Consider the following 24,567-nt stretch of genomic DNA (forward strand, 5'->3'; position numbering starts at 1 on the left):
CGATTCCGGTCAGCCGACGGAGATGCCGGCAAGTTTGATGATTTCAGCCCATTTTTGATACTCGCTGCGCACGAACGCGGCAAAATCCTCTGGACTGTCGCTCTGGACCGCGCGGCTACCCGCGGCCTCGAACATGCTCTTGATGGAAGCGTCCTTGAGGGCCGCCGTCGTTGCGCTGTAGAGCTTGCCGACCGCCTTCGCGGGGGACTTCCGGGGCAGCCAGAACCCGAACCAGAACTCCTGGATGGCCAGGTCGCTGTGCAGGACTTCATGCAGCGTGGGGATGCCGGGCAGCTGTGGCATGGGGTCGCGGCTGGATACGGCCAGGGCGCGCAGGCTGCCGCCCTTGACTTGCGGAATGGCGGTTCCCGCAATGGTGAATGCGAAGTCCGTGTCGCCCCGCGTGAGCGAGATGGGGATTTCCACCGAGCCTTTGAACGGTACATGCACCGCTTTCGCCTTCAGCAGCGACACGAAGGTCGCGCCGCCCAGATGGGCGCCCGACCCAATGCCTCCAGAGGCGAAATTCAACTCGCCCGGGCGGGCGCGCAATGCGGCAATAAGGTCCTGCACTGTGCGATAGGGCGAGTTGGCGGCCACGACCAGCACGGTGGGAGAGGTGGCGATAAGGGTGACCGGCACAAAATCATTGACCGGATCGAACATCAGGCTCGGCTGCAGGGCCTTCTGGATCAGGTGCGAGTTCGACCCCAGCAGCGCCGTGTAGCCGTCGGCGGGCGCCTGGGCGGCGTACTGGGCAGCCAGCACGCCGCCCGCCCCGACCTTGTTTTCGATCACGACGGCTTGTCCCAGGGTGGCGGTGAGCTTGGGGCCGAACTGCCTGGCCATGATGTCGGGTCCCCCGCCCGCGGCGTAGGGCACGATGATGCGCACCGCCCTCGATGGGTAGGTTTCGGCCGCCCGCGCCCTGGTGTTGAGCATCAGGCTTGCGCCCAGGGCGCCAAGACAGAAGCTGCGGCGTTGCATATCGTCTCCTTGTAATGCATTAAGGATAGTGAATTGGAGTGAATAGAAAAAGTGATATATTTTTATATAGCGATAACTTAATGTTTTATGAGTTTGAATGAGCGCACCCATCGAGCCGGACCATCTGGTAGCCAAGCTGCGGTTTCGCCACCTTCGCCTGCTGAGGGAAGTGCAAGCCAGGGGCAGCCTCCGGGCCGCCAGCCAGGCGCTCAACCTGACCCAGCCGGCACTGAGCAAGGCGCTGACGGAAATTGAAAATGCATTCGGCTTTGCCTTGTTCTTGCGCACGGCGCGCGGCTTGACGCTGACCGCACAGGGAGAGGTGGTGCTTCGCGGTGCAAACCTGCTGCTGGAGGAACTGGGCCATCTTCGTACCGAGGCTGCGGCAGCGGATCGCTATGCGGCCAGCGTCCGGATCGGCGCGCCGCCGTTCGTGGCCCAGACTTACTTGCCCGGCGTGATTGCCAGGCTGGTGCAAGGCGAGACGCCCGTACGGGTGCAACTGCGGGAGGACCGGGTGCCCGCATTGATCCTTGCGCTCCGGCGCGGCGAGCTCGATGCGCTGATCACCACCTTCCCTTTGCGGATGCTGGAATCCGAGGCGGACGCCTTTCAGTACATCAAGCTGTTCGAGGTTCAATTCGCCGTGGTGGCGGCGGCGGGGCACCCGCTGGTCCGCTCACGGCGTGTGGACTGGACTCGCCTGTCGCGGGAGAAATGGGTGATGCCGGCCGAAGGTTCGATGGGCCGCAAGCTTATCGAGGACTGCTTTACGCATGCCGGCGTGCCTGTTCCTTTGCCCGTGATCGAATCCACGAGCCCGACGACCAGCGTCCAGTTCGTTGCCGCCAGCCTGGGCATAGGCATCGTCCCGGACGTGGCGCTGCTTCAGCACAGCGCGTTGCAAGCGGGCTCCGTCAAGCAGATACGTGTAATGCCCGAACCGCCTTCCAGTGTCGTGGCCCTGATTTTCCGGGAAGGACCATTCAGCCCCCGCATCGCTTTGTTGAAGGAGGCGCTGGGGCTCGAGTGAAGGGTGATCGCCCTGCCTGGGATGGAATCGCGCAAGGCACAAGATTTGCTGCGCTGTGGCGACGTCATTCAACCATCACCGGGAAAATCATGAACAGATCCATCGCAATCGCCCTGTGTTCGCTGCCCCTCGCACTGGCTTCGACGGTGTACGCCCAAGGCACTCAAGGTTTGTCAGGCTCGGGCGCGGCCGGCGCCGCGCAGCAGGCCGAATCCACTCATCCCAGCGGGCTGGCCGGCGGCACGGGCGCGAAGCGTGAGCCGCCTCGCAACGAGAGCTCCGCCCCTGCGCAGGACAAGCCGGCCGAGCCCGCGGCCACGACGAACCCAAGGAGCGACAGCGGCACGGCGAGCAATCGGTCGTCCAGTGGCAGCAGCACCAATACGACGGTTGAACAAGCGCCGAGTGAAACCGGAAAGTCGGCACCGTCGTCCAAGTCCAAGGCGCCGCCGCAGCGATGACGCGGTCGGCGGGCCAGTTTCATTGGCCCTTGATGCCGGCCTTCTTGATCACGTCGCCCCATTTGCTCATTTCCGCCGAAATGAATTTCTGAAATTCGGCGGCGCTGCCCGGCTGCGGTTCCATGCCTTGCGCCAGCAGGGTCTTCTTCATGTCGGGATCACGCAGTGCCTGGTTGATCTCCGAGTCCAGGCGGGCGACGATGGCGTCGGGCACGCCGGCCGGCGCCATGAAGCCGTACCAGCCCGCGGCGACCACATTGGGCAGGCCCTGGCTTTGCAAGGTGGCTGCCTGCGGATAGATCTCGCTTTGCGACTGGGAGGCGACACCGATGACCCGCAGCCTGCCGCTCTCGATATGCGGCAGCGCGGCCGTGATGGCGGTCAGGGTGGCATCGACACGGCCTGCCAGCAGATCGGTGTAGGCCGCCACGTCGCCCCGGTATTGGACCGCCAGGCCTTTTACTCCCGAATCCCTGAGCAGCAGCTCCTCGGCCAGATGGGGAAGCGAGCCATAGCCCGGGGAACCGAAGGTCAGGCCATTGGCTTGGGATTTCCCATAGGCGATCAAGTCCTGCGCCGTCTTTATCGGCGTGTCCGCATTCACCACAAGAAACAGCGGAACGGTGGCGACCATGGCGACGGGACGCAGGTCTTTCCTGGGGTCGTACCCCAGCTTGCCGTACAGCGCCTCCAGGGTCGAGTAGGGAGCCGCGGCATACAGAATGGTGTAGCCGTCGGCCTGGGCATTGGCCACGTAGGTATTGCCTACCCGCGTGCCGGCGCCTGTCTTGTTCTCGACGACGAAGGGCTGGCCCAGCCGGCGCGCCAGGTACTCGCCGATAAGCCGCGCCGAGATGTCGTTGGGGCCTCCCGCGCCGTAGGGCGAGACGATCTTCACCGCGCGGGCCGGCCATTCACCCTGTGCAAAGGCACGTGGCACGGCACCGGCGCAAAGGCTGGCTGCGGCAGCACGCAGCAGTGTCCGTCGATTCATTTTCATGCTTGTCTCCTGGGCGTTCGAATAGTAGATGAAAAGCCGGCGCGGCATCCGCGGTAGCGGTTCCGCAAGGCTTCAAGGTGCGATAATAGGTTTCCGGGTTCTATTCGGACAAGCTGCAAATTCTTGAGAACCTAAAGGTTTATCTTATAAATGCATTTTCACCTGCCCGGTAAAAAAGGCGAAAAGGATGCTTCATGGCAATTGAGGTAACGTTCAGGCAATTGCGCGCATTCGTCGCTGTGCTCGAGTGCGGAAGCTTTTCGGAGGCCGCCGACACCATGCATCTGTCGCAGGCGGCGCTCAGCGGCCTGGTCAAAGAGCTGGAGAGCCGCCTGGGCGTGCGGCTGCTGGACCGCAATACGCGCAGCGTAAGCGCATCGGTGGTCGGGGCCGAATTCGAGCCCATGGTCCGGCGGGTGCTGGCCGGCCTGGACGATGCGCTGGAAAGCGTGACCAACCTGAAGGAGCTGCGCCGTGGCCTGGTGCGCGTGGCGGCGCCCGAAACCCTGTCCTGCACTTTGCTGCCCGAACTCATCGCCCGTTACGGCGAGCGCCATCCCGGTGTCGACGTGCGCTTCGAAGACGTGCCGATAGAAGAGGTGCTGGCGGGACTGCATAGCGGCAAGGCGGATATCGGCTTCGGGCCGGCGGGCGTATTGGCCGATGACGCGGTCGAGGCCCACCTGATCCGCATCGATCCGCTTTGGGTCGCGCTGCGCCATGACGATCCGCTCGCGGCCGGCGCCTCGGTCAGCTGGAAGGAGCTGCGCGAACGGCCGCTGATCAACTACATGCCCAATCTGGCGCTCAATGTGCTCAGCAACGTGCCGTCGCGGCATCATCCGAAAGAGATCGTTCCGGTGCATCGCGTCAACACAGCCCTGTCCTTGTTGCGGGTGAGGCCCGGCTACGTGATCTGCCCCTCGATGGCGCGATCCCTGGTCGAAGGATTCGGGCTGGTTTTTCTTCCGGTGCGCCAGCCCACCGTTACCTGGCGCATCGCCATCTTCGTTCGTGGGCGGTCCTCGCTTTCCCCGGCGGTGGAGAGCTTTCTCGATTTCACCCTTGAAGCCGCAAAGAATTGGGATGAGGGCCCGTCCGCCCGTCCGGCCGCGCCACAGCGCGTCAATAAATAATTTCAACTTATAAATAGATCATAAATCTCGTCTTGTCTTATAAAAAGAGGGCGGGTATCTTTGTGTTCAGGCCCGGGCGCTCCGTGCTTGCGGACGCCGGCGGCAGTTATGCAACGGCATTTCCTGAACCTTTACCAAGTAGCCCCCATGATCTTGCCAGACCTCGATTCCTTTTTGTCCCCTCGCTCCATTGCCATCGTCGGTGCTTCATCCGTTTCCAGCAAGATCGGCGCCGTGCCCGTACGGTATCTTGTCGAGCATGGCTATGCGGGAGAGATATATCCCATCAATTCGCGGGCCCGGGAGATCGAAGGCCGCCGCGCCTACGCCTCATTGCAGGCGGTGGGCCGCCCGATCGATCTGGCCATCTTCGCCATTCCCGCCTCCAGCGCGCAGGCGGCGCTGGAAGATGCCATCGCGGCGGGGGTGAGGAATATTGTCATGTTCTCGGCGGGTTTCGCGGAGATGGGGACTCAGGGCGCCGCCGCGCAGCGCCGGTTCGCGGACAGGGCGCGGGCCACCGGCATCCGTGTGCTCGGTCCCAACTGCCTGGGCTTCATGAACGTGGCCCGATCGGTCTATGCGACGTTCTCCCCCGTGGTCTCGGTCGGCGTGGCCACGCCCGGCAAGATCGGGATCGTCAGCCAGAGCGGCGCATTCGGCGCCTATGCCTACGCCATGGCGCAGCAGCGGGGCATGGGACTGTCCTCATGGGTGACCACCGGCAATGAATCGGACATCGATGTGGCCGACTGCATCGCCTGGATGGCGGGTGATCCGGCCACGCAGGTCATCATGGCCTATCTGGAGGGATGCCGGGATGGCGGCAAGCTGCGGCAGGCGCTGGATCGGGCGCATGCGGCCGGCAAGCCGGTCGTGGTCGTAAAGGTGGGCCGGACCGAGCTGGGCGCCAAGGCGGCCGCGTCGCATACCGCCGCCCTGGCGGGCGACGATGCGGTTTACGAAACGCTATTTCGCCAGCATGGCGCCTGGCGGGCCCGAACCATCGAAGAGTTTTTCGACATCGCCCATTGCCTGGCGGTGTCCGGTATACCGGACAATACGCGGGTCGGCTTGCTGACCGTCTCCGGCGGAGTCGGGGTCATGATGGCGGACGATGCGGCCGAGGCGGGACTGGACGTGGCCGAACTGCCGGCTGCCGCCCAGGAAATCATCCGGGCCCGCGTGCCGTTCGCCGCCACGCAGAACCCGGTTGACATCACCGGCCAGGTGACGGCCGAGCCCGAGCTGCTGGAAACCGCCGCCCGTGCCATGCTGGACGAGGCGGGCCACGGCAGCCTGCTTGTTTTCCTTGCGGCATTCGGCGGCACGCCGGCCATGCAGGAAATTCAGAGGGATCTGGCGCGGGACCTGCGGCGCGATTATCCGGGGCGGCTTCTGATGTTCAGCACGCTGGCCGACACCGCCCAGCAACGGGCGCTGGAAGCATTGGGTTGCCTGTGCTTTCCAGACCCTGCCAGGGCCATCCGCGTCCTGGCCGCCATGGGCTTCTTCCGGAAGCAGGCAGAGCGGCCGGCGGCCGTCCTCGATGCCGCGCCCGAGGCCGTCGCCCTGGGGCCGGGGCCGTATAACGAGGCCGACGCGCTCGATGTGTTGCGCGGCTTCGGCATTCCCGCCGTATCCGTTCATCGCGCATCCTCCCGGAGCGACGCCATGGCTGGTGCCCGCCTGCTTGGGTTTCCCGTGGCGATGAAGGTGCTTTCGGCCGGGATCACGCACAAGAGCGACATCGGCGGCGTTGTCCTCGACATTCCCGATGCCGACGCGGCGGGCGCCGCGTATGATCGGATCATGGCTGCGGCACGGGTGGCGGCGCCCGATGCGCACATCGACGGCGTGCTGGTGGCGCCCATGGTGCGCGGCGGCGTGGAATGCATATTGGGCGTGCGCCGCGATCCCGTGCTGGGCCCCGTGGTGATGCTGGGCTCGGGCGGCGTGAATGTCGAACTCATGGGGGACGTCTCTTTCCGCCTGGCGCCGGTGGACCACGGGCAGGCCCGGGAGATGATAGGGGAACTCAAGATTGCGCCGCTGTTCAGCGGTTTCCGGGGCGCTCCCATGGCGGACGTTGATGCCCTGGCCGATGCCATTGTGCGCATTTCCCGCTATGCCCTCTCGGCCGGCACCCTGCTGGATTCCGTCGAGCTGAATCCTTTTGTCGTGCTGCCCAAGGGCCAGGGCGCGCTGGCCCTGGACGCGGTGCTGTTGACCCGTGACGAGCCCTCGGCGCCGCCGCCATCGGCCCGGCAGGCGGTGATGGCCACCCTGCCTCTGTTCGAGATGGCGCGCATGCGGGCTTCGAATACGGCGCGCAAGCATCCGACACAAGGTTTTGCCGGCGACAGCCCCGCATCGAGGATGCGCTGGGTGAATCAGTTCACCCACACCAGGCGCCTGCGCGGCCCCGAGGACAAGGAAGTCGTCACGCCCAACAATGACACGCTGTTCACCAATGCGTGGCTGGACCTGTCGGCGGGGCCGCTGGTCATCGACGTGCCCGACATGGGCGAGCGCTATTGGGTGCTGGGCTTTCTGGATGCGTGGACCAATCCGTGGGCCTATGCGGGATGCCGGACCACCGGAAGCCGCGAGCAGCGCCTGTTCGTCCATGGGCCCGGCTGGACCGGGGATGTGCCCTCGGGCATGCATCGCATCAGCGCGCCGGGCGACGATGTCTGGATCATCGGCCGGATACTGGCGGATGCCGATCCGGCCGATCTGGAACGGGCCCATGCGCTGCAGGACCGCTACGCCATCCGCAGGCCCGATGGAACGCCCGCGCTGTCCCGCATCGACTGCCTGCTGAGCGATCGCGGCACCGGGGTGCCGGACGCCGGCGACTATCGGCGCGTGCTGGCGGCGATGCTGGCACGCAATCCTTCGCCCACGCCGCTGCCCGAGCTGCCGGACGGACTCGGCGAGCTGCAGGACGCCCTGGACGATGTCTATACCGAATTGCGCGAGGTCGCGCAGCCTTCCGAACTGGGCGGCGGCTGGACGACGGCCGTCAGCGTGCGCACCAGCTTCGGCGACGATATCCTGACTCGGGCCCGGGTCGCGCGCAACTGGATAGGGACGTTGGGCATCGACGAGGCGATGTACATCATGGCCGAAGTGGATGCCCAGGGCGAAGCGCTCAGCGGCGCGCGGCGCTATGTCCTGCGCTTCCCGCCGGGCGCCAGGCCGCAAGTGGGGGCGTTCTGGTCCATTACGCTTTATCGCCGCAGCGACTGCCTGCTTGTGGCCAATCCCATAGGACGGCACTCCATCGGCGACCGGACCCGGGGCCTGGTGGACGATGCGGATGGCGGCCTGAGCATCTCCATCCAGGCCGATGATCCGGGGCCCGGCGGCAACTGGCTTCCCGCGCCGGCGGGGGAGGGCTTCTATCTGACCATGCGGCTTTACCATCCGGGACAGGCCCACCTTGAAGCCACTTTCGACTACCCGCCGCTGCGGCGAGTGGACTGAGCGGAGGGCCACGACATGGAAAAGGAAATCTATATCGTATCCGCCGTGCGCACGGCCATAGGGCGCTTTGGCGGCGCGCTGAAGGATGTCCCGGCCTGCGAGCTGGCGGCCACCGCGGTGCGCGAGGCCGTCTCGCGCAGCGGCGCGGCGCCCGATAGCGTGGGCCACGTTTCGATGGGCACCGTCATCATGACCGAGCCCCGCGACATCTACATGAGCCGCATCGCCGCGCTGGAAGCGGGGCTGCCGCCGGACGTATCGGCATTCAATGTGAATCGCCTTTGCGGATCGGGCCTGCAGGCCATCGTGTCCTCGGCGCAGGTCATTCAGGCAGGACATTGCGAGGTGGCCGTCGGCGCGGGGGCCGAGTCCATGTCCCGCGCCGGATACCTGATGCAGTCCGCGCGATGGGGCGCGCGCATGGGCGACACGCCGATGCTCGACCTGATGCTCCATGCGCTGCATGACCCCTTTCACAAAATACATATGGGCATGACGGCCGAGAACGTCGCCGAACGCTTTGGGATCACGCGGCGCATGATGGACGAGTTGGCCGTAAGCAGCCAGCAACGCGCCGCGGCGGCCATCAGGGAGGGCCGATTCGCCGCGCAGATCGTCCCCGTCGCGATTGCGTCCCGCCAGGGCAGCCGGCGGTTCGACGTGGACGAGCACGTCAAGCCCGACACCACGCTTGATATCCTGTCCGCCATGAAGCCGGCCTTCAAGAGCGACGGCGGCACCGTGACCGCGGGCAATTCCTCGGGCCTCAACGATGCCGCGGCCGCCCTGGTGCTTGCCAGCGGCGAGGCGGTCAGAGCGCAGAAGCTGACGCCCCTGGGCCGGCTGGCCGGCTACGCCTATGCCGGCGTTGAGCCGGCCATCATGGGCACGGGCCCCATACCGGCCACCCGCAAGCTGCTCAAGCGCCTGGGACTGAAAGTCGGCGACCTGGATGTCATCGAGTCGAACGAAGCCTTCGCGGCGCAAGCGTGCGCGGTCAGCCAGGAATTGGGATTCGATCCGGAAAGGGTGAATCCGAACGGTTCCGGGATATCGCTGGGCCATCCGGTGGGAGCGACGGGCGCCATCATCGCTACGAAGGCGCTCTACGAGCTGCGCCGTATCGGTGGCCGTTATGCCCTGGCGACCATGTGCATAGGCGGCGGCCAGGGCATCGCGGCCGTCTTCGAGCGGGTCTGATGGGCCGGCTGCCATATCGGTTTTCATGCCGGCCGTGCGCCGTATGGCGAGGCGGCCCGAATGCGGCGGGCCGAAAGACAAAGGAGAAAGCATGTCTGGACGATTGAAGGGCCGGGTGGCCATTGTGACCGGTGCCGGGGCGGGGCTTGGACGCGCCCATGCACTGGAGCTTGCGCGCCATGGCGCGCAGGTGGTGGTCAATGACATGGGCGGATCGGCGCAGGCGGTGGCCGACGAGATATGCAAGGCGGGAGGCGCGGCCATCGGGTGCGCCGGCGACGTTACCCGCTATGACGAGATGGAGGCCATGGCCGCCGCGGCCCTGGCGGCGTTCGGCCGCGTCGACATCCTGGTGAACAACGCCGGCATTCTTCGCGACCGGACATTCGCAAAAATGCCGCTCGATGAGTTCCGCCAGGTGCTGGACGTGCATGTCATGGGCTCCGTGAATGCGACCAAGGCGGTCTGGTCGCGAATGCAGTCACAGGATTATGGGCGCATCGTCATGACGACCTCGTCGTCCGGCCTGTACGGCAGCTTCGGGCAGTCGAACTATGCGGCGGCCAAGATGGCGCTGGTGGGCTTGATGCAGACCTTGGGGCTGGAAGGCGCAAAGCGGAATGTGCGCGTGAATTGCCTGGCGCCCAGCGCCATGACGGCAATGACCGAAGGCCTGCTGCCCGACGAGGCGGCCCAGGTAATGACCCCCGAGCGCGTCAGCCGGGGCTTGCTCGCGCTGGTGGATGAGGACGCGCCCACGCGCCTGATACTTCTGGCTGGTGGAGGCAGCTTCGAGTGCGCCCACATCACGATGACACGCGGAATCCATATCGATGACGCGGACGATCCTGCCAGAGCGCTATGCGGCAGGCTGGACCAGGTACAGGCGCAAGACGGCCAACTCATACCGGCCTCGGGCTGGGATCAGCCGCAACACGAGCTGGCGAAGGCCCTGGCCCGGCCGCGTTGACGCCATACGGCGAGGGAGGCGTAGAATCCGGATATATCCCTTCGCCAAGGACACGCCATGAACGCCCGTATACCCGATGATGCGCTGCCGCCCGCCCTGGATCCCGATGCCTTGCAGGCTTTCGTGGACGAGAAATGGGATCGCCAGATCATTCCCGCGCTGACCCATTACATCGCGGTTCCCGCCAAGAGCCCGGCCTTCGATGCCGACTGGGCGCAGAACGCCTATATCGACCGGGTGGTGCGCGATGCCGCGCAATGGGTGGAGGCCCAGAAGGTGCCGGGCTTGATGCTGGAAGTCGTGCGCCTGCCCGGCCGCACCCCGGTCATCTACTTCGAGGCGCCGGCCACGCGCAAGGATGGCGGCGACACCGTCCTGATGTACGGCCACCTGGACAAGCAGCCGGAATTCTCCGGCTGGCGCTCCGACCTGGGGCCGTGGACGCCCAAGTACGAGGACGGCAAGCTCTATGGCCGCGGCGGCGCCGATGACGGCTATGCCGTGTATGCCTCGCTGACCGCCATCATGGCGCTGGACAAGCAGGGCATACCTCGGCCGCGCTGCGTGGGCCTGATCGAGACATGCGAGGAGTCGGGCAGCTACGATCTGCTGCCTTATGTGGATGCCTTGCGCGACCGCATGGGCGAGGTGGCGCTGGTGGTCTGCCTGGATTCGGGCGCGGGCAATTACGATCAGCTTTGGATGACGACGTCTTTGCGCGGCCTGGTGGCGGGCACGCTGGAGGTTCAGGTGCTGGACGAGGGCGTGCACTCGGGCGATTCCAGCGGAGTGGTGCCATCCAGCTTCCGCATCTTGCGCCATGTGCTGGATCGCCTGGAGGACAGTGCCACAGGCCGGCTGCTGCCGCAAAGCTTCCATTGCGAAATCCCGTCCGACCGCGTCGAACAGGTCCGGGCGACCGCCCGCATCCTGGGCGACGAGGTCTGGCGCCGCTTTCCATGGAGCTGCGGCGCCGACGGCGGCTTCGTGCTGCCTATGACGACCGAGCCGCAGGAGGCCTTGCTGAACCGCACGTGGCGGCCGACGCTGTCCGTGACCGGCGCGGAGGGGCTTCCCCCACTGACGAGCGCGGGCAATGTCCTGCGTCCGCGCACGGCGTTCAAGCTGTCCCTGCGGCTGCCGCCGCTGATCGATGCCGTGGCGGCCGCCCAGGAGCTCAAGACCTTGCTGGAAGCCGACGCGCCCTACAACGCCAAGGTGGTGTTCAAGCCCGACCAGGGCGCCGCCACGGGCTGGAATGCGCCCGAGTCGGCCGCCTGGCTGAGCCAGGCGCTGGATGCCGCATCCCGGCAGTATTATGGGGCTCCTTGCGGCTACATCGGGCAGGGCGGGACCATACCGCTGATGAGCCTGCTGCAGCAAGGCTTCCCGAAGTCGCAATTCATGGTGTGCGGCGTGCTGGGGCCGCAGTCCAATGCGCACGGCCCCAATGAATTCCTGCATGTGCCCTACGGCAAGAAGCTGACCGCGGCGGTCGCGCAGACCATCGCGGCCCTGCCCGCATAGCGGGCCGCGCCGCAGGGGCGGTTCAGATCATCGGCAAATGGCGCGGCTCCTCGCCGCGAGGGAATGCGGCGTCGATGCGCGCGATCTCTTCCTCTGCCAGCACGATGCTTCCCGCCTGGGCATTGGCCTGCGCATGGGCCGCCCGGGCCGATTTCGGAATGGCGAATACCGATGCATCGCGGGTAAGGAAAGCCAGGGCGATCTGGTGTGCCGTGGCATCGTGCGCCTGCGCGATGTCGTCCAGGACGCGCCGTCCGTCCGTGCCGGGCTTGGGGAAGTCGTCGTGCCCGAAAGGGCTGTAGGCGACCAGAGCCATGTCGTGCTGCCGGCAGAACGGCAGGACCGCATGCTCTATGGCGCGCTCGTTCAGGTGGTAGAGCACCTGGTTGCAGGCCAGGCGGCCCGGGCCGGCCACGTCCAGCGCTTCCTGCAGGTCGTCGGCGTCGAAGTTGCTGACCCCGTATGAGCGTATCTTTCCGTCGCGCTGCAATTGCTCGAAGGCGGCGAAGGTTTCCTCCAGGGGGTAGGATCCGCGCCAATGGAGCAGATAGCAATCCAGCCTGTCGGTGCCCAATTGCCGGAGCGATCGCTCGCAGGCGCTGATCGTGCCGCGCCTCGACGCATTTCCGGGCAGCACTTTCGACACCAGGAAAACCTGGTCGCGCCGGCCCTGGATCGCTTCGCCGATCACATTCTCGGCGGCGCCGGAGCCGTACATCTCCGCCGTATCGATATGGTCCATGCCCAGGTCCAGCCCGAGCTGCAAGGCGTCCATGGCGAGCCTGCGGTCGGCGAGGTCGATATACCAGCTTCCCTGGCCGATGGCGGCGACGGCACGGCCCGTTGCGCCGAAGATGTTTTTTTTCATGGCATCCATCCTTCTTTCCAATCAGACCGGGGCCGCGCATCGAGCCGCGGCCGGCCGCTACAGCAGGCTGCGCTATCGCGCCAGCCGTTCCATCAGCCTGCGCGCGTCGACCGGCGCCTGGACTTTCTTGTCGTTGTCGAAATAGCAGAATACATCACGTCCCGCACGGGGGCGGGACTTCCTATGGATGCGGCGCGCGTCCTCGGGTTCGCGCCCCGATGCCCAAACGGAGATCCGGTCCGCCCATCTGTCCAGGGCGGCATCCTTGTACTCGCCGCCATACAGCGTCTCGGTGCCGTGCAGGCGCAGATAGATGAAATCGGACGTCGCGTCTTCCGCATAAGGCCAATCGGCCACCGAGTCCGATACGACCAGCGCGGCGCGGTAGCGGCGCAGCAGCTTGATGAACGCTTCGTCGCAGAAACTGGAGTGGCGTATTTCGACCGCGTGGCGCAAGCGCCTCTTCCTGCCCGGCTCCAGGTCGACTTCCTTGACATGCCTGTCATGCTTGCCCGCCAGCGCCGCCGCTGCATGCGTGTCGGATGGCAGGGCGGCCAGAATCGCCTCGAAAGCCCTTGCGTCGAACCTGAAGCTGGGCGGAAACTGCCACAGGATGGGGCCCAGCTTTTCGCGCAGGCGGAACAGGCCGGAGGCAAAGAAGTTGGCCAGGGCGATGGTGCTTTTTTCCTCGTCCCGGAAACGCAGCATATGAGTCAGGTAGCGCGGACTCTTCACGCTGAAGACGAAGCCCCTGGGCGTGGCCTCGTACCAGTTGGCATAGCTGTGCGGTGTCTGCAGGGCGTAATGCGATCCATTGACCTCGATGGTCTGCATCTGCCGGGACGCGAATTCCAGCTCGCGCGATTGCGCCAGTTTGTCGGGGTAGAAGACCTTGCGCCATCCCGCATAGCGCCAGCCCGAGATGCCGATACGAATATGAGCCATAGGTTACACGCCGTTGTACGGTTGTCATGAAGCTGTGCTAAAAGAAATGAGGCAGCCGGCATCCGGACAGCAATATCCAGGCCCGGCCGTTCCGCCCCACGACACGGAGTATTTCCATGAATATCCTGATGGTGCTCACCTCGCACGACCGCCTGGGCAATACCGGTCAGAAGACCGGCTTCTGGCTGGAGGAGTTTGCCGCTCCCTACTATGTGTTCAAGGATGCCGGCGCATCGGTGACGCTGGCTTCCCCCGAAGGAGGGCAGCCGCCTCTCGATCCCAAAAGCGAAGAGCCCGATGCCCAGACGGCGGCCACCCGGCGTTTTCACAGCGACGATCAGGCAAGGCAGGCGCTGGCGCATACCAGGGTGCTGGCCGACATGCGCGAAGCCGATTTCGATGCCGTCTTTTACCCGGGAGGCCACGGGCCGCTTTGGGACCTGGCCGAGGATGGCCATTCGATTGCCCTGCTGGAGGCTTTCGGCCGCGCCGCCAAACCCATGGGGCTGGTATGCCACGGACCGGCGGCCTTGCGCCATGTGCGGACGGAGGATGGTGCTTCCTTGCTGAGGGGCCGCAGCGTGACCGGCTTCAGCAACACCGAGGAAGCCGCCGTCAAGCTCGGCGCCGTGGTGCCGTTCTCCATCGAGGACGAGTTCCGCGGCCTGGGCGGCATCTACGAGAAAGGCCCCGATTGGGACAGCTATGTCGTGATCGACGGCCGCCTGGTTACCGGCCAGAACCCCGCTTCGTCCGACGCGGCGGCCCGGGCGCTGGTCCGGCTGCTGCGCGATGACATGCCTTAGCGCCGGCTTGCGGCGCCAAGGCGCCGTTCGACCCACTGGCTGTAGCGCGACATGCCGTAGCAGCACACCAGGTAGATGGCGGCGACGAACAGATAGCCTTCCATGAAGAAGGCCTTCCAGTTCGGGTCGCCCAGCGCCAGGCGCAGCGCTCCGGTCAGGTCGTAAAGGCTGACCACCGTTACCAGAGACGTATCCATGAAGGTGCTGATGAAGGTATTCACCAGCGGTGCGACCACGATGCGCAAGGCTTGCGGCAGGGTGATCTTGCGCACGGTCTGCCAGTAGCCCAGGCCCAGCGCCGCGGCGGCTTCGTACTGGCCGCCGGGGATCGCCTGCAGGCCGCCGCGTATGGTCTCCGCCAGATAGGCGGCCGTGAACAGGATGATGCCGATCTGAACGCGCAGCAGCACATCGATGTTGTACTCGGGCGGCAGGAAGAGCGGAAACAGGAATGAAGCCGTGAACAGGACGGTAATCAAAGGTACGCCGCGCACGATCTCCACATAGAAAATGCAGAAGCTGCGTATGGCCTTCAGCTTCGAGCGCCGCCCCAGGGCGATCAGCACGGCCAAGGGCAAGGCCAGGAAGATGCCCACGACGGTCAGCAGCAGGGTCAGGGGAAAGCCGCCCCACAGGTTCGATTCGACGTATTCCAGGCCAAAGACCCCGCCGCGCAAAATCAGGATGAATGCCAGCAGCACCAGCGCCCAGGCCGGCGCCAGCCATTTGCGCCAGAAACGCGGATAGCAGCTGATCCACAGCATGCCCGCCATGAGCAGCGTCGCCACCAGCGGGCGCCACTGCTCCAGGTAAGGATAGCGGCCGAAGAAAATAAGGCGGAACTTCTCGGCGATCATGCCCCAGCACGCGCCTTCACGCCCCACGGCGCGGCAGGACATGAAGTCGGGCTGGAAAACGGCATTGGCGATGGCCCAGCGATAGAGTTCGGGAACGATCAGGATCGCCAGCCAGAGTATGGCCAGTGTGATCAGCGAGTTCGTCCAGCTGGAAAATAGATTGGCGCGCAGCCAGCGCCCCAGGCCGCGGTCCGCCACGGGCGCGGGGCGGGCGGAAGAGAGGAGGGTGGTGTCGATATCGCGTGCCATGTCTTATCGCTCCACCAGGGCCATGCGATGGTTGTACCAATTCATGAAGGCGGCAATCAGCAGGCTGATGGTCAGATAGACCAGCATGATCAGTGAAATGCATTCCAGCGCTTGCCCGTTCTGGTTCAGCGAGGTATTGGCCACGGAGACGATGTCGGGATAGCCGACCGTAACGGCCAGCGAGGAATTTTTCGTCAGGTTCAGGTACTGGCTGGTCAGGGGCGGGACGATGACCCGCATGGCTTGGGGCAGGACCACCAGGCGCAGCGTCTGGCGCCGGCTCAGGCCCAGCGCCGAGCTGGCTTCAAGCTGGCCGGACGATACGGCCAGGATGCCCGCCCGGACGATCTCCGCGATAGAGCTGGCGGTGTACAGGGTCAGGCCGGCCAGCAGTGCCAGGAATTCGGGGGTGAGCGCCATGCCGCCGCTGATGCTGAACACCGTCGCCTCGGGCAGGTCGAACGCGGTGGGCGCGCCGCCCGCCAGCCAGCCCAGGATGGGCATGCCGACAATGACGGCGGCCATCGGCACGGCGATGCGCGGCGCATCGCCCGTCCGGTCGCGCTTGCGCTGGGCCGATTTGCGGATGAGGCGCGCGCAGACGATGCCCACGGGGAGCCCGATGAGGGCCAGCAGCCAGCCCGGCGACCAGACGGGCATGGGCAATTGCAGGCCGCTCTTGCTTAAATAAGTGTGGGGCAGAAGCTGGATCGCCTCGTGCGCCGTGGGCAGCAGTTCGGTGATGACCAGATACCAGCCCAGCAACTGGATGAGCAGGGGAATATTGCGCAGGGTTTCGACGAAGCCGTCGCACAGCTTGCGCAGAAGGAAGTTTCTGGACAGGCGGCCTATGCCCACCAGGGTGCCCAGCACCGTGGCCAGGACGATGCCCGCCAGGGCGACGCGCACGGTATTGGAGACGCCCACCAGAAAGGCGCGCAGGTAGGAGTCGCTGGACGCATAGGCGACCAGGCCTTCGCCGATGTCGAAGCCGGCGGGCTGCGAAAGAAAGCCGAAGCCGCTGCGGATCTGCATGGTCGCCAGGTTCCGGGCGGTGTTGGACAGCATGAACCAGGCGACCAGCGCCAGGATGGCCACCGCCACGACCTGATAGATCAGCGCGCGGCCTTCCTCGGTGGACCATGAAAATCGCCGTTTCGGCTTGTTCTTGTCGGGTCGCATCGGACCATCTCCAAACGCGGAAGGAACGGGAGGCCCCGTTCCTTCAAGTCAGGCTCGCACCCCGCTCAGCGGACGGGCGGAGCGTACATCAGGCCGCCGTTGTTCCACAGGTTGTTGACGCCGCGGGGCAGTTTCAACGGCGAGTTCTCACCCATGTTGCGGTCGAAGCTCTCGCCGTAGTTGCCCACTTGCTTGATGATGCGGTAGGCCCAGTCCTTGTCCAGCCCCAACTGCTTGCCCATGTCTTCGCTGGTTCCCAGCAGGCGCTGGACGTTGGGATCCTTGCTTTCGCTTTTCACCTTGTCGACATTGGCCTGGGTGATGCCCATTTCTTCCGCATTCTGCATGGCGAACAGCGCCCATTTGACGACGGCGAACCACTCGTCGTCGCCGCGGCGCACCGCGGGGCCCAGCGGCTCCTTGGAGATGACGTCGGGCAGGATGGCGTAGTCGTCGGGCTTGGGGCTTTGTGTGCGGATGCCCGCCAGTTCCGACATGTCGGTGGAAATGACCTGGCAGCGGCCGGCGAAGAAGGCGGTGTGCGCCGCTTCGGGGGAATCGAACACCACGGACTTGTAGGGTATGCCGTTGGCGCTGAAATAGTCGGCCACGTTCTTTTCGCTGGTGGTGCCCGATTGCAGGCAGATTTCCGCATTCTTCAGCTGCTTGGCGCTGGAGACGTTGAATTTCTTGGGCACCATGAAGCCTTGGCCGTCGTAGTAGTTGATGCCTGTAAAGACCACGCCCAGCGACACGTCGCGCGTCATGGACCAGGTGGTGTTACGCGCCAGCATGTCGATCTCGCCCGATTGCAGGGCGGTGAAGCGTTGCGGCGGATTCAGCGGCACGTACTTCACTTTGCCCGCATCGCCCAGCACGGCGGCGGCAACGGCGCGGCAGACGTCGACGTCCAGGCCGGCCCATTGGCCCTTGCTGTCCACCCCCGAAAAGCCCGGAGCCGATGTGTTCACCCCGCAGACCAGCTGGTCTTTGGCTTTGACGGAGTCGAAGGTTTTTCCGGCGTGCGCGATGCCGCCCGTTGCGGCCAGGGCAATGCCCAGGGCGGCGGCCGATAGGTAATGGCTGCTTGTCATGTCGTTTCCTTTTTGTCTTGTATATGGGCGGGCGGTCCGCCATGTGCATGATGATCGCCGGGCGCGGCCCGCCGCGTATGGATTTGTAGCATACGTTTCACCGAGCAGCGCATTATAGGTGACCAGGCAGCTCACTAGCGCACGGGCAGGAAATTGAAGAACAGCAGGCCCTGCATGTAATTGATGCCGACGCGCCGCAGGTTTTCGTCCAGCAAGTTGGCCACCAGGTCCAGGCGGCCGACCAGTTGCCCGAATTCGCGTTCGAAACTGAGGTTGGTGGCAACGCTGGACATTTCGTTGGCCAGCAGCAGCGGCCGTCCTGCCGCGTCCCGCCGGCTGGCCAGCAGCCAGGCCGCCACCTCGACATTGCGGGCGGCGTTGTACACGTGCTGGGCATCCAGCGCGTCCGATACGTAGAAGCGCGTCTTGCCGCCATGGGCACCGATGATCATGTTGGCCATGCCGAAGATGAAGGCGCCCACGCGGTCCCCGCGATAGGCCGGATCCAGGGCGACCGCCAGTATCTCCACATCATGCAGCGAAGCCAGCTCCGCGGGCGCCTGGCCGGTCTGTATGGCCTGCCGGCCCTGTTGCACGGCAGCCTCCAGGCTGACCGCTCCGGTCTTGCGCCATTCGGCGGGATTGCGCCGATACAGTTTTTCCAGCAGGCGCGACAGGCTGTCCAGATTGTCGCGCATGGCGATGGTGACCGTGCGGTTGAAGTCGGTCTGCGCCAATTGATCGAAGGACATTTCTTCGCTGCGCGGGCGTGAGTTTTCAGTTCCGTCCAGCGACGAGCAGCCCGCCAGCGCCGCAACGGCCATGAAGGCCATGACAATCAAGCTAGCCCTTCGAGCGCCGTTCATTCCATCGTTATCCGTTTTCTTTGTCGTGCATCGCGGCGCCGGAGCGGGATCCGGGCGTCCTCCCGGCCTAGACTTTATCAGAAAACCTTTACAGCCCGCTTCGCTTCAGACAGGCTGGCCGGGCCATGGCGTCATGCGGCCCGCCGTCCTCGATGGGCCGGGCGGCGGGTGTCTATGGGTCGGTTGGGATCAGCGGGGGCAGGCGGCGCTTCACGGGGCTGGCCTTGACGATGGCGGTATTGGTCTCGGCCTGGTCGGCCAGCTTGTCCAGGATGGCGTCGAGCTGCTCCATGGACCGGACGTTCAGGCGCGCCACGAAGCAGTCCTCGCCCGTCACCTTGTCGCATTCGGTGAATTCCGCAATGCCCTGGATCAGCCGCTCGACGGCGTGCATGCGGCCGGGAAGGGGGCGCACCCGCACGATGGCCTGCAGCATGTAGCCGAACGACCTGGGGTCCACGTTGACGGTGTAGCCGGTGAGCACGCCGCGTTCCTCCAGGCGGCGCAGTCTTTCGGCCACGCTGGGCGAGGACAGCCCGCTGGCGCGCGACAGCGCCTTGAGCGAAAGGCGGGAGTCCTCCATGAGGGCATTGATAAGAATTCGGTCGATGTCGTCGGGCATGGGCAATTCGGCAGGAAGATGTTCTTACGCGCCTTCGAAAAAAAGGAATCCGGCTTATTCTGCCTTCTTTTTTCCATGGTGGATAGTCCTCGAAAACGTCACAATTCCACTCATGGAAAACGGGAGTTCGGTAAATGGATAATCAAGTGAAGCGCGGTTCCCTGGAGATGACGGGCGCCATGCTCATCTCGGGAACCATAGGCTGGTTCGTTCTTGTATCGGGGCAGCCCGTCCTGGACGTGGTGTTCTGGCGCTGCGCGATCGGCGCGGCCACTTTGCTGGCCATTTGCGCGCTGATGGGATTCCTGCGTCCCGGCCTGATGAGCTGGGCCAGCTTCGGCTGGGCCTTGATCAGCGGCGTGGCCATCGTGGCAAACTGGGTATTGCTGTTCGCCGCCTATTCACGCGCCTCCATCGGCATTGCCACGGCGGTCTACAACACCCAGCCCTTCATGCTGGTGGGGCTGGGCGCCTTGTTCCTGGGCGAGCGCTTGAGCCTGGACAAGATGGCATGGCTGGTCCTGGCCTTTGCCGGCATGCTGGCCATCACACAGCAGCATGGCTCGCCGGCCTACGGCGAAGGCGACGCCTATCTGCCGGGGATAGCACTGGCTCTGGGAGCCGCCTTCCTGTATGCCGTCGCGGCGCTGCTGGTCAAGCGCCTGACCGGCACGCCGCCGCACCTGATCGCGCTTGTGCAGGTATGCGCCGGCGTGGCCTTGCTTGCTCCGTTTGCGCAGGTGACCGCCGTGGCCCAGGAACCCCCATCGGTCTGGCTGATCCTGGCCATGCTGGGTGTGGTGCATACCGGACTGATGTACGTGCTGCTCTACGGCGCCATCCAGAAACTGCCGACGGCCATCACCGGCGCCTTGTCCTTCATCTACCCCGTGGTCGCCATCATGGTGGACTGGTTCGCGTTCGGACATCGGCTTGAATGGCTGCAATGGCTGGGCGCGGCGGCCATCCTGCTGGCCGCGGCCGCCATGCGGCAGGGCTGGACGCTGCCGTCCCTGCGTTCACGCGGCCACCTGGCGGGAGGCGCGCATGCCGCGCCCCAGCCCGAACAAGGCCAGGCAGGCGATCAGTCCCAGCAGGCTGGACACCCATAAGGACGAGACGCCCCAGTGGTCTATCAGGATGCCGAACAGAAAGGGCGCCGCCGCCTGGGCGATGCGGGCGGGCACCATCAGCAGGCCCTGACGCAGGCCATAGCCCAGCGGCCCGAAAATGACCAGGGGCAGGGTGCCCTTGGCGATGGTGAGTATGCCGTTGCCCGCGCCGTGCAATACGGTGAACGGAACAGCGGCGGAGCCTCCCGCAATCATCAGGCAGGCGGCCCCGGCCGGATGCGCCAGCGCCGCCAGCTTGGCCGAGACCAGCGGATGCGTCCTGCGCAGCAGGCCGAACTCCATCAGGCGCGCCGCGACCTGGGCCGGCCCCACCAATGCGGAGACGGCCACGGCCGCCGCCAGCGTCATGCCGCTGGCCTGCAGCAGGTGGGGCAGGTGCGCCGCCATGGCGGTGCTGATGAACCAGGTGATGGCAAAGACCAGTGCAAGCAGCAGGCCGGCATGGCGTGGCGGTTCCGTCCCGCCGGCCGGAGCAGCTCGCGTCTGCATGGCGCCATCGGCCTGGCTTGGCGCGACGGCCTCGGGCGCCGTCGCGGAATCCGTGCGCGCCGGTAACGAGGCATTCAGCGGAAGGCCTGCGAAAAGGTGCAGGCCGGCCCATGCCAGGCAGGCGGTCCGCCAGCCGAATTCCACTTCCAGCCAGGCCGACAGGGGCCAGCCCACCGTGCTGGCAAAGCCGGCAAACAGCGTGATCCCGGTTATGGCATTGCGCGCCTGGTCGCCGTAAAGCTTCACCACCGTGGAAAAAGCCGCTTCGTACAGGCCGATGCCCATGCCCGCGCCGATCAGCAGCCACCCGATGAAAAACAGCAGCGTGCCTGGAGACCATGCCAGGCAAGACAGCCCGGCGGCGAAGATCAGATTGCTGGCCAGCAGGACGGGCCTGCCGCCGTAGCGGTCGATGCAGCGGCCCGCCAAGGGACCCAGCAGCGCCGCCAGGACCAGGGCGGCGGAGAATGCGGCGAATACGGCTTGTATGGGCAAGGCCAGTTCGCGGGCCATGGAGCCGGCAAGCATCGCGGGCAGGTAATAGGAAGAGGCCCAGGCCAGAGTCTGGGTAAGCCCCAGGCTGGTAACGGTGACTGCGCGCCGGTCTATCCGCATGATGGTTCCAGTTTTTATGGCGATGATAATCGATATCTGGATATTGGCGTCCCCGTATGCTAGTGTCCCGTCTGATTCCTTCCTGCTTCTGTGCGCCCATGCCCGTATTGCTTGCCCTCGCCGTGCTTTTCCTGATGCAGATCGCCGGCGAGGCGCTGGCCCGCCTGACCGGCCTGCCGCTACCCGGTCCCTTGATCGGCATGCTGCTCATGCTGGCCGCGCTGATGGCATACGGCCGCGTCCCGGCGGGCCTGCGCGATGCCTGTCACCATATGCTCAAGCACCTGATGCTGCTTTTCATTCCGGCGGTGGCGGGCGTCATGGTGTATTTCGGCACGCTGGAGCGTGAATGGATTCCCTTTCTGCTGGCCTGCGTCGCCGGCGTGGCGCTGACCATCGTCGTGACGGCATTGACGTTCAGGTGGATGCTGAAACGCGCGGGGGCGTCCGGTCCATGAGCGCGAATCTTCCGGCGCTTTGGGCGCACCTGGCCGATACACCGCTGTTCTGGCTCTGCTTCACCTTGCTGGCCTATATCCTGGCCGTCGCGGTTCACCGGCGCGCCGGGGGTCATCCCCTGCTGTTGCCCGTATTGACGGCGGTCATCGTGGTCGTCGCCTTCCTGGCCGCGACAGGCACCCCGTATCCGGTCTATGCCAGGCATACCTGGTTCCTGCAGTTCCTGATCGGTCCGGCCACCGTGGCGCTGGCCATACCCTTGTATGGGCAGTTGGACCGCCTGAAGCGCATGCTGGTCCCGGTCGCCGTCGCCTTGCTGGCCGGATGCCTCACGGCGGTCGTATCGGCCGTGGGCATAGCCTGGGCGCTGGGCGGATCTTTCGTCACGCAGGCTTCGGTGGCGCCCAAGTCGGCCACCATGCCCATCGCCATGGAAGTGGCCGGCCTGAACGGCGGCCTGCCCGCACTGACGACGATAGCCGTGGCCATCACAGGGATCGCCGGCGCCATCATGGCCGGCGCCTTGCTGAGGGCCTTGCGTGTGAACGATCCCGCCGTACAGGGATTTGCGCTGGGGCTGAGCGCGCACGCCATCGGCGTTGCGCGCGCCTTCCAGGCCAATGAAACGGCCGGCGCCTTTGCGGCGCTGGGCATGGGGCTGAACGGCATCGCCACGGCCCTGGCCGTACCCCTGCTGTTTGCCCTGCTGGCGCTTTTCTGAGCCTGGAGCTATGATTTTGTTACAGCGGGCGCCGGCTCGTCCGTCGCGCGAGCGTCCACGCGCCAGCATGCACGGTTGAATCGGCATGGGCGGCACAGGCGTTCATTATCGCCGGCGAGCCAGCGCAAAAAAATAATCACAGGAGACCAGGATGTCCAGCATTTACGACCAGGATTTGCCGCAAACACCGGCCAACTATGCGGCCATGTCGCCGCTGTCTTTCATCGAACGCTCCGCCCAGGTGTATCCGCAGCGTCTGGCGGTCGTGCATGGGTCGGGGCCGCAAGCCCTGCGGCGCAGCTGGAGCGAGCTCTACGCCCGCTGCCGCAGGCTGGCCAGCGCGCTGGCGAATATTGGCATCGGCAAGGGCGATACGGTGGCCGTCATGCTGCCCAACACGCCGCCCATGGTGGAGGCGCATTTCGGTATTCCCATGCTGGGCGCTGTCCTGAACGCGCTGAATACGCGGCTGGATCCTCAGATGGTCGCCTTCATGCTCGACCATGGCGAGGCCAAGGTGGTGATCGTCGATACGGAGTTCGCGCCGGTCATGAGCCGTGCGCTGGCCTTGCGCCAATCCAAGGCCCCCATTCAGGTCATCGATGTGTCCGATCCGCTGTACACGGGCGGCAACCAGCCGATTGGCGCGCGGGACTACGAAGCGTTCCTGGCCGGCGGCGATCCAGAGTTCGACTGGGATCTTCCCGCCGACGAGTGGGACGCCATTGCGCTGAACTACACCAGCGGGACGACGGGCAACCCGAAGGGCGTGGTCTACCATCATCGTGGCGCCGCCGCGGCCGCCATTTCGAATATCCTGGAATGGGACATGCCCAAGCACGCGGTCTATCTCTGGACTCTGCCCATGTTCCATTGCAACGGCTGGTGCTTCCCCTGGGCGGTGGCGGCGCGGGCGGGCGTGAACGTCTGCTTGCGCAAGATCGATGCGCAGGTCATCTTCGATTTCATGCGCGAGCACGGCGTCACGCATTATTGCGGCGCGCCCATCGTGCACAGCCTGCTGGTCAATGCCCCCGACAGCATGAAGCAGGGGGTGCCGCAGGGCATCAAGGCCATGGTGGCGGGCGCCGCGCCGCCGGCTTCCATGATAGAAGGCATGGAGCGCATGGGCTTCGATCTGTTGCACGTCTACGGCCTGACCGAGGTCTACGGCCCGGCCACGGTTTGCGCCAAGCACGAAGCCTGGGACGACCTGGACATCGGCGAGCGCGCCCGTCTGAACGCCCGGCAGGGCGTCACCTACCATCTGGAGCGCGGCATCAGCGTCATGGACCCGGAAACCATGCGCCCCGTGCCGGCCGACGGCCAGACCATGGGCGAAATCATGTTCCGCGGCAACATCACCATGAAGGGCTATCTGAAGAACCCCGCGGCCACGCAGGCATCGCTGTCGGGAGGCTGGTTCCACAGCGGCGACCTGGCCGTCATGGATCCCGACGGCTATGTAAAGATCAAGGATCGCAGCAAGGACATCATCATCTCGGGCGGCGAGAACATTTCCTCCATCGAGGTCGAAGACGTGCTGTACCGCCATCCGGCCGTCCTGGCGGCCGCCGTGGTGGCGCGGCCCGATGCCCGCTGGGGCGAAACGCCTTGCGCCTTCGTCGAGCTCAAGGACGGCTCCGAGGTGACGGCCGAATCCGTCATCGAGCATTGCAAGCAGCATATGGCGGGCTTCAAGGTGCCCCGCACCGTGGTGTTTTGCGAACTGCCCAAGACATCCACGGGCAAGATCCAGAAATTCGAGCTGCGCAAGCGGGCCGAGGCGCTGGAGCCCGCCACCGCAAGCTGATGCCCGCCCGTTCCGGGGGGCGGGCTGCCATCCTATTGCGCC

The 24,567-nt window shown here is 65.3% G+C and carries 22 protein-coding genes; 12 read left to right on the forward strand and 10 right to left on the reverse strand.

Annotated features, from left to right (window positions below):
* Positions 1–9: 9 nt before the first annotated feature.
* Positions 10–987 carry a Bug family tripartite tricarboxylate transporter substrate binding protein gene (locus OEG81_RS08180; protein WP_264132228.1) on the reverse strand — a complete coding sequence of 326 codons (978 nt, stop codon included), beginning with the start codon at positions 985–987 and terminating at the stop codon, positions 10–12.
* Between the two features lie 97 nt (positions 988–1,084).
* Between OEG81_RS08180 and OEG81_RS08185 the strand changes: the two genes are divergently transcribed.
* Together OEG81_RS08185 and OEG81_RS08190 are read left to right on the forward strand one after the other, a co-directional pair.
* On the forward strand, positions 1,085–2,020 hold the full coding sequence (locus OEG81_RS08185; RefSeq protein WP_264132229.1) for a LysR family transcriptional regulator: 936 nt from the start codon (positions 1,085–1,087) through the stop codon (positions 2,018–2,020).
* A gap of 89 nt (positions 2,021–2,109) precedes the next feature.
* The gene (locus OEG81_RS08190; protein WP_264132231.1) at positions 2,110–2,481 is read left to right on the forward strand and encodes a hypothetical protein; all 372 of its coding nucleotides are present in this window, start codon (positions 2,110–2,112) and stop codon (positions 2,479–2,481) included.
* Positions 2,482–2,500: 19 nt separating this feature from the next.
* Here the strand turns inward: OEG81_RS08190 and OEG81_RS08195 are convergent, their stop codons facing one another.
* The gene (locus OEG81_RS08195; RefSeq protein ID WP_264132232.1) at positions 2,501–3,481 is read right to left on the reverse strand and encodes a Bug family tripartite tricarboxylate transporter substrate binding protein; all 981 of its coding nucleotides are present in this window, start codon (positions 3,479–3,481) and stop codon (positions 2,501–2,503) included.
* A gap of 194 nt (positions 3,482–3,675) precedes the next feature.
* On the opposite strand from OEG81_RS08195, the gene OEG81_RS08200 reads away from it, so the two are divergent.
* From OEG81_RS08200 to OEG81_RS08220, 5 genes are all read left to right on the forward strand, one after another.
* The gene (locus OEG81_RS08200; RefSeq protein WP_264132233.1) at positions 3,676–4,617 is read left to right on the forward strand and encodes a LysR family transcriptional regulator; all 942 of its coding nucleotides are present in this window, start codon (positions 3,676–3,678) and stop codon (positions 4,615–4,617) included.
* A gap of 147 nt (positions 4,618–4,764) precedes the next feature.
* Positions 4,765–8,109 (forward strand): acetate--CoA ligase family protein, encoded by a 3,345-nt coding sequence (locus tag OEG81_RS08205; RefSeq protein ID WP_264132234.1) that lies wholly within the window; start codon positions 4,765–4,767, stop codon positions 8,107–8,109.
* 15 nt (positions 8,110–8,124) lie between these two features.
* Positions 8,125–9,309, forward strand: a complete 1,185-nt coding sequence (locus OEG81_RS08210) for an acetyl-CoA C-acyltransferase family protein (RefSeq protein ID WP_264132235.1) — start codon at positions 8,125–8,127, stop codon at positions 9,307–9,309.
* A 91-nt stretch (positions 9,310–9,400) separates the two neighbouring features.
* Positions 9,401–10,279 (forward strand): SDR family NAD(P)-dependent oxidoreductase, encoded by an 879-nt coding sequence (locus OEG81_RS08215; RefSeq protein ID WP_264132236.1) that lies wholly within the window; start codon positions 9,401–9,403, stop codon positions 10,277–10,279.
* A 57-nt stretch (positions 10,280–10,336) separates the two neighbouring features.
* A complete protein-coding gene (locus OEG81_RS08220) occupies positions 10,337–11,806 on the forward strand; it encodes a M20 family metallopeptidase (RefSeq protein ID WP_264132237.1) in 1,470 nt (489 codons plus the stop codon).
* 22 nt (positions 11,807–11,828) lie between these two features.
* On the opposite strand, the gene OEG81_RS08225 is transcribed toward OEG81_RS08220, so the two are convergent.
* Both OEG81_RS08225 and OEG81_RS08230 read right to left on the reverse strand, forming a co-directional pair.
* A complete protein-coding gene (locus OEG81_RS08225; protein ID WP_264132238.1) occupies positions 11,829–12,674 on the reverse strand; it encodes an aldo/keto reductase in 846 nt (281 codons plus the stop codon).
* Positions 12,675–12,746: 72 nt separating this feature from the next.
* Positions 12,747–13,619, reverse strand: coding sequence for a DUF72 domain-containing protein (locus tag OEG81_RS08230; protein WP_264132239.1), 873 nt, complete (start codon positions 13,617–13,619; stop codon positions 12,747–12,749).
* Between the two features lie 116 nt (positions 13,620–13,735).
* Between OEG81_RS08230 and OEG81_RS08235 the strand changes: the two genes are divergently transcribed.
* A complete protein-coding gene (locus tag OEG81_RS08235; RefSeq protein WP_264132240.1) occupies positions 13,736–14,425 on the forward strand; it encodes a type 1 glutamine amidotransferase domain-containing protein in 690 nt (229 codons plus the stop codon).
* Here the strand turns inward: OEG81_RS08235 and OEG81_RS08240 are convergent.
* The 5 genes from OEG81_RS08240 to OEG81_RS08260 all read right to left on the reverse strand — a co-directional run bounded on the left by OEG81_RS08240 (position 14,422) and on the right by OEG81_RS08260 (position 19,295).
* Positions 14,422–15,531 (reverse strand): amino acid ABC transporter permease, encoded by a 1,110-nt coding sequence (locus OEG81_RS08240; RefSeq protein ID WP_264132242.1) that lies wholly within the window; start codon positions 15,529–15,531, stop codon positions 14,422–14,424. The two genes, OEG81_RS08235 and OEG81_RS08240, sit on opposite strands and share 4 nt — an antisense overlap.
* Positions 15,532–15,534: 3 nt before the next feature.
* Complete coding sequence (locus OEG81_RS08245) at positions 15,535–16,713, reverse strand: amino acid ABC transporter permease (protein ID WP_264132243.1); 1,179 nt, start codon at positions 16,711–16,713, stop codon at positions 15,535–15,537.
* A gap of 65 nt (positions 16,714–16,778) precedes the next feature.
* Positions 16,779–17,807 carry an amino acid ABC transporter substrate-binding protein gene (locus OEG81_RS08250; protein ID WP_264132244.1) on the reverse strand — a complete coding sequence of 343 codons (1,029 nt, stop codon included), beginning with the start codon at positions 17,805–17,807 and terminating at the stop codon, positions 16,779–16,781.
* A 134-nt stretch (positions 17,808–17,941) separates the two neighbouring features.
* A complete protein-coding gene (locus tag OEG81_RS08255) occupies positions 17,942–18,673 on the reverse strand; it encodes a hypothetical protein (RefSeq protein ID WP_412034122.1) in 732 nt (243 codons plus the stop codon).
* Between the two features lie 172 nt (positions 18,674–18,845).
* Positions 18,846–19,295 carry an Lrp/AsnC family transcriptional regulator gene (locus OEG81_RS08260; protein ID WP_264132245.1) on the reverse strand — a complete coding sequence of 150 codons (450 nt, stop codon included), beginning with the start codon at positions 19,293–19,295 and terminating at the stop codon, positions 18,846–18,848.
* Positions 19,296–19,429: 134 nt separating this feature from the next.
* On the opposite strand from OEG81_RS08260, the gene OEG81_RS08265 reads away from it, so the two are divergent.
* Positions 19,430–20,407 carry a DMT family transporter gene (locus OEG81_RS08265; protein WP_264132246.1) on the forward strand — a complete coding sequence of 326 codons (978 nt, stop codon included), beginning with the start codon at positions 19,430–19,432 and terminating at the stop codon, positions 20,405–20,407.
* Here the strand turns inward: OEG81_RS08265 and OEG81_RS08270 are convergent.
* A complete protein-coding gene (locus OEG81_RS08270; RefSeq protein WP_264132247.1) occupies positions 20,315–21,532 on the reverse strand; it encodes an MFS transporter in 1,218 nt (405 codons plus the stop codon). The two genes, OEG81_RS08265 and OEG81_RS08270, sit on opposite strands and share 93 nt — an antisense overlap.
* Before the next feature lie 56 nt (positions 21,533–21,588).
* Between OEG81_RS08270 and OEG81_RS08275 the strand changes: the two genes are divergently transcribed.
* The 3 genes from OEG81_RS08275 (at position 21,589) to OEG81_RS08285 (ending at position 24,525) form a co-directional block, all read left to right on the forward strand.
* Positions 21,589–21,990: a CidA/LrgA family protein gene (locus OEG81_RS08275; protein WP_264132248.1), complete on the forward strand. Its 402-nt coding sequence runs from the start codon at positions 21,589–21,591 to the stop codon at positions 21,988–21,990.
* A complete protein-coding gene (locus OEG81_RS08280; RefSeq protein WP_264132249.1) occupies positions 21,987–22,712 on the forward strand; it encodes an LrgB family protein in 726 nt (241 codons plus the stop codon). The genes OEG81_RS08275 and OEG81_RS08280 overlap by 4 nt, the downstream gene beginning before the upstream one ends.
* A 151-nt stretch (positions 22,713–22,863) precedes the next feature.
* Complete coding sequence (locus tag OEG81_RS08285) at positions 22,864–24,525, forward strand: acyl-CoA synthetase (RefSeq protein WP_264132250.1); 1,662 nt, start codon at positions 22,864–22,866, stop codon at positions 24,523–24,525.
* Positions 24,526–24,567 lie beyond the last annotated feature (42 nt).

It is taken from the genome of Pollutimonas sp. M17 (genome assembly GCF_025836975.1).
Classification (GTDB): domain Bacteria; phylum Pseudomonadota; class Gammaproteobacteria; order Burkholderiales; family Burkholderiaceae_B.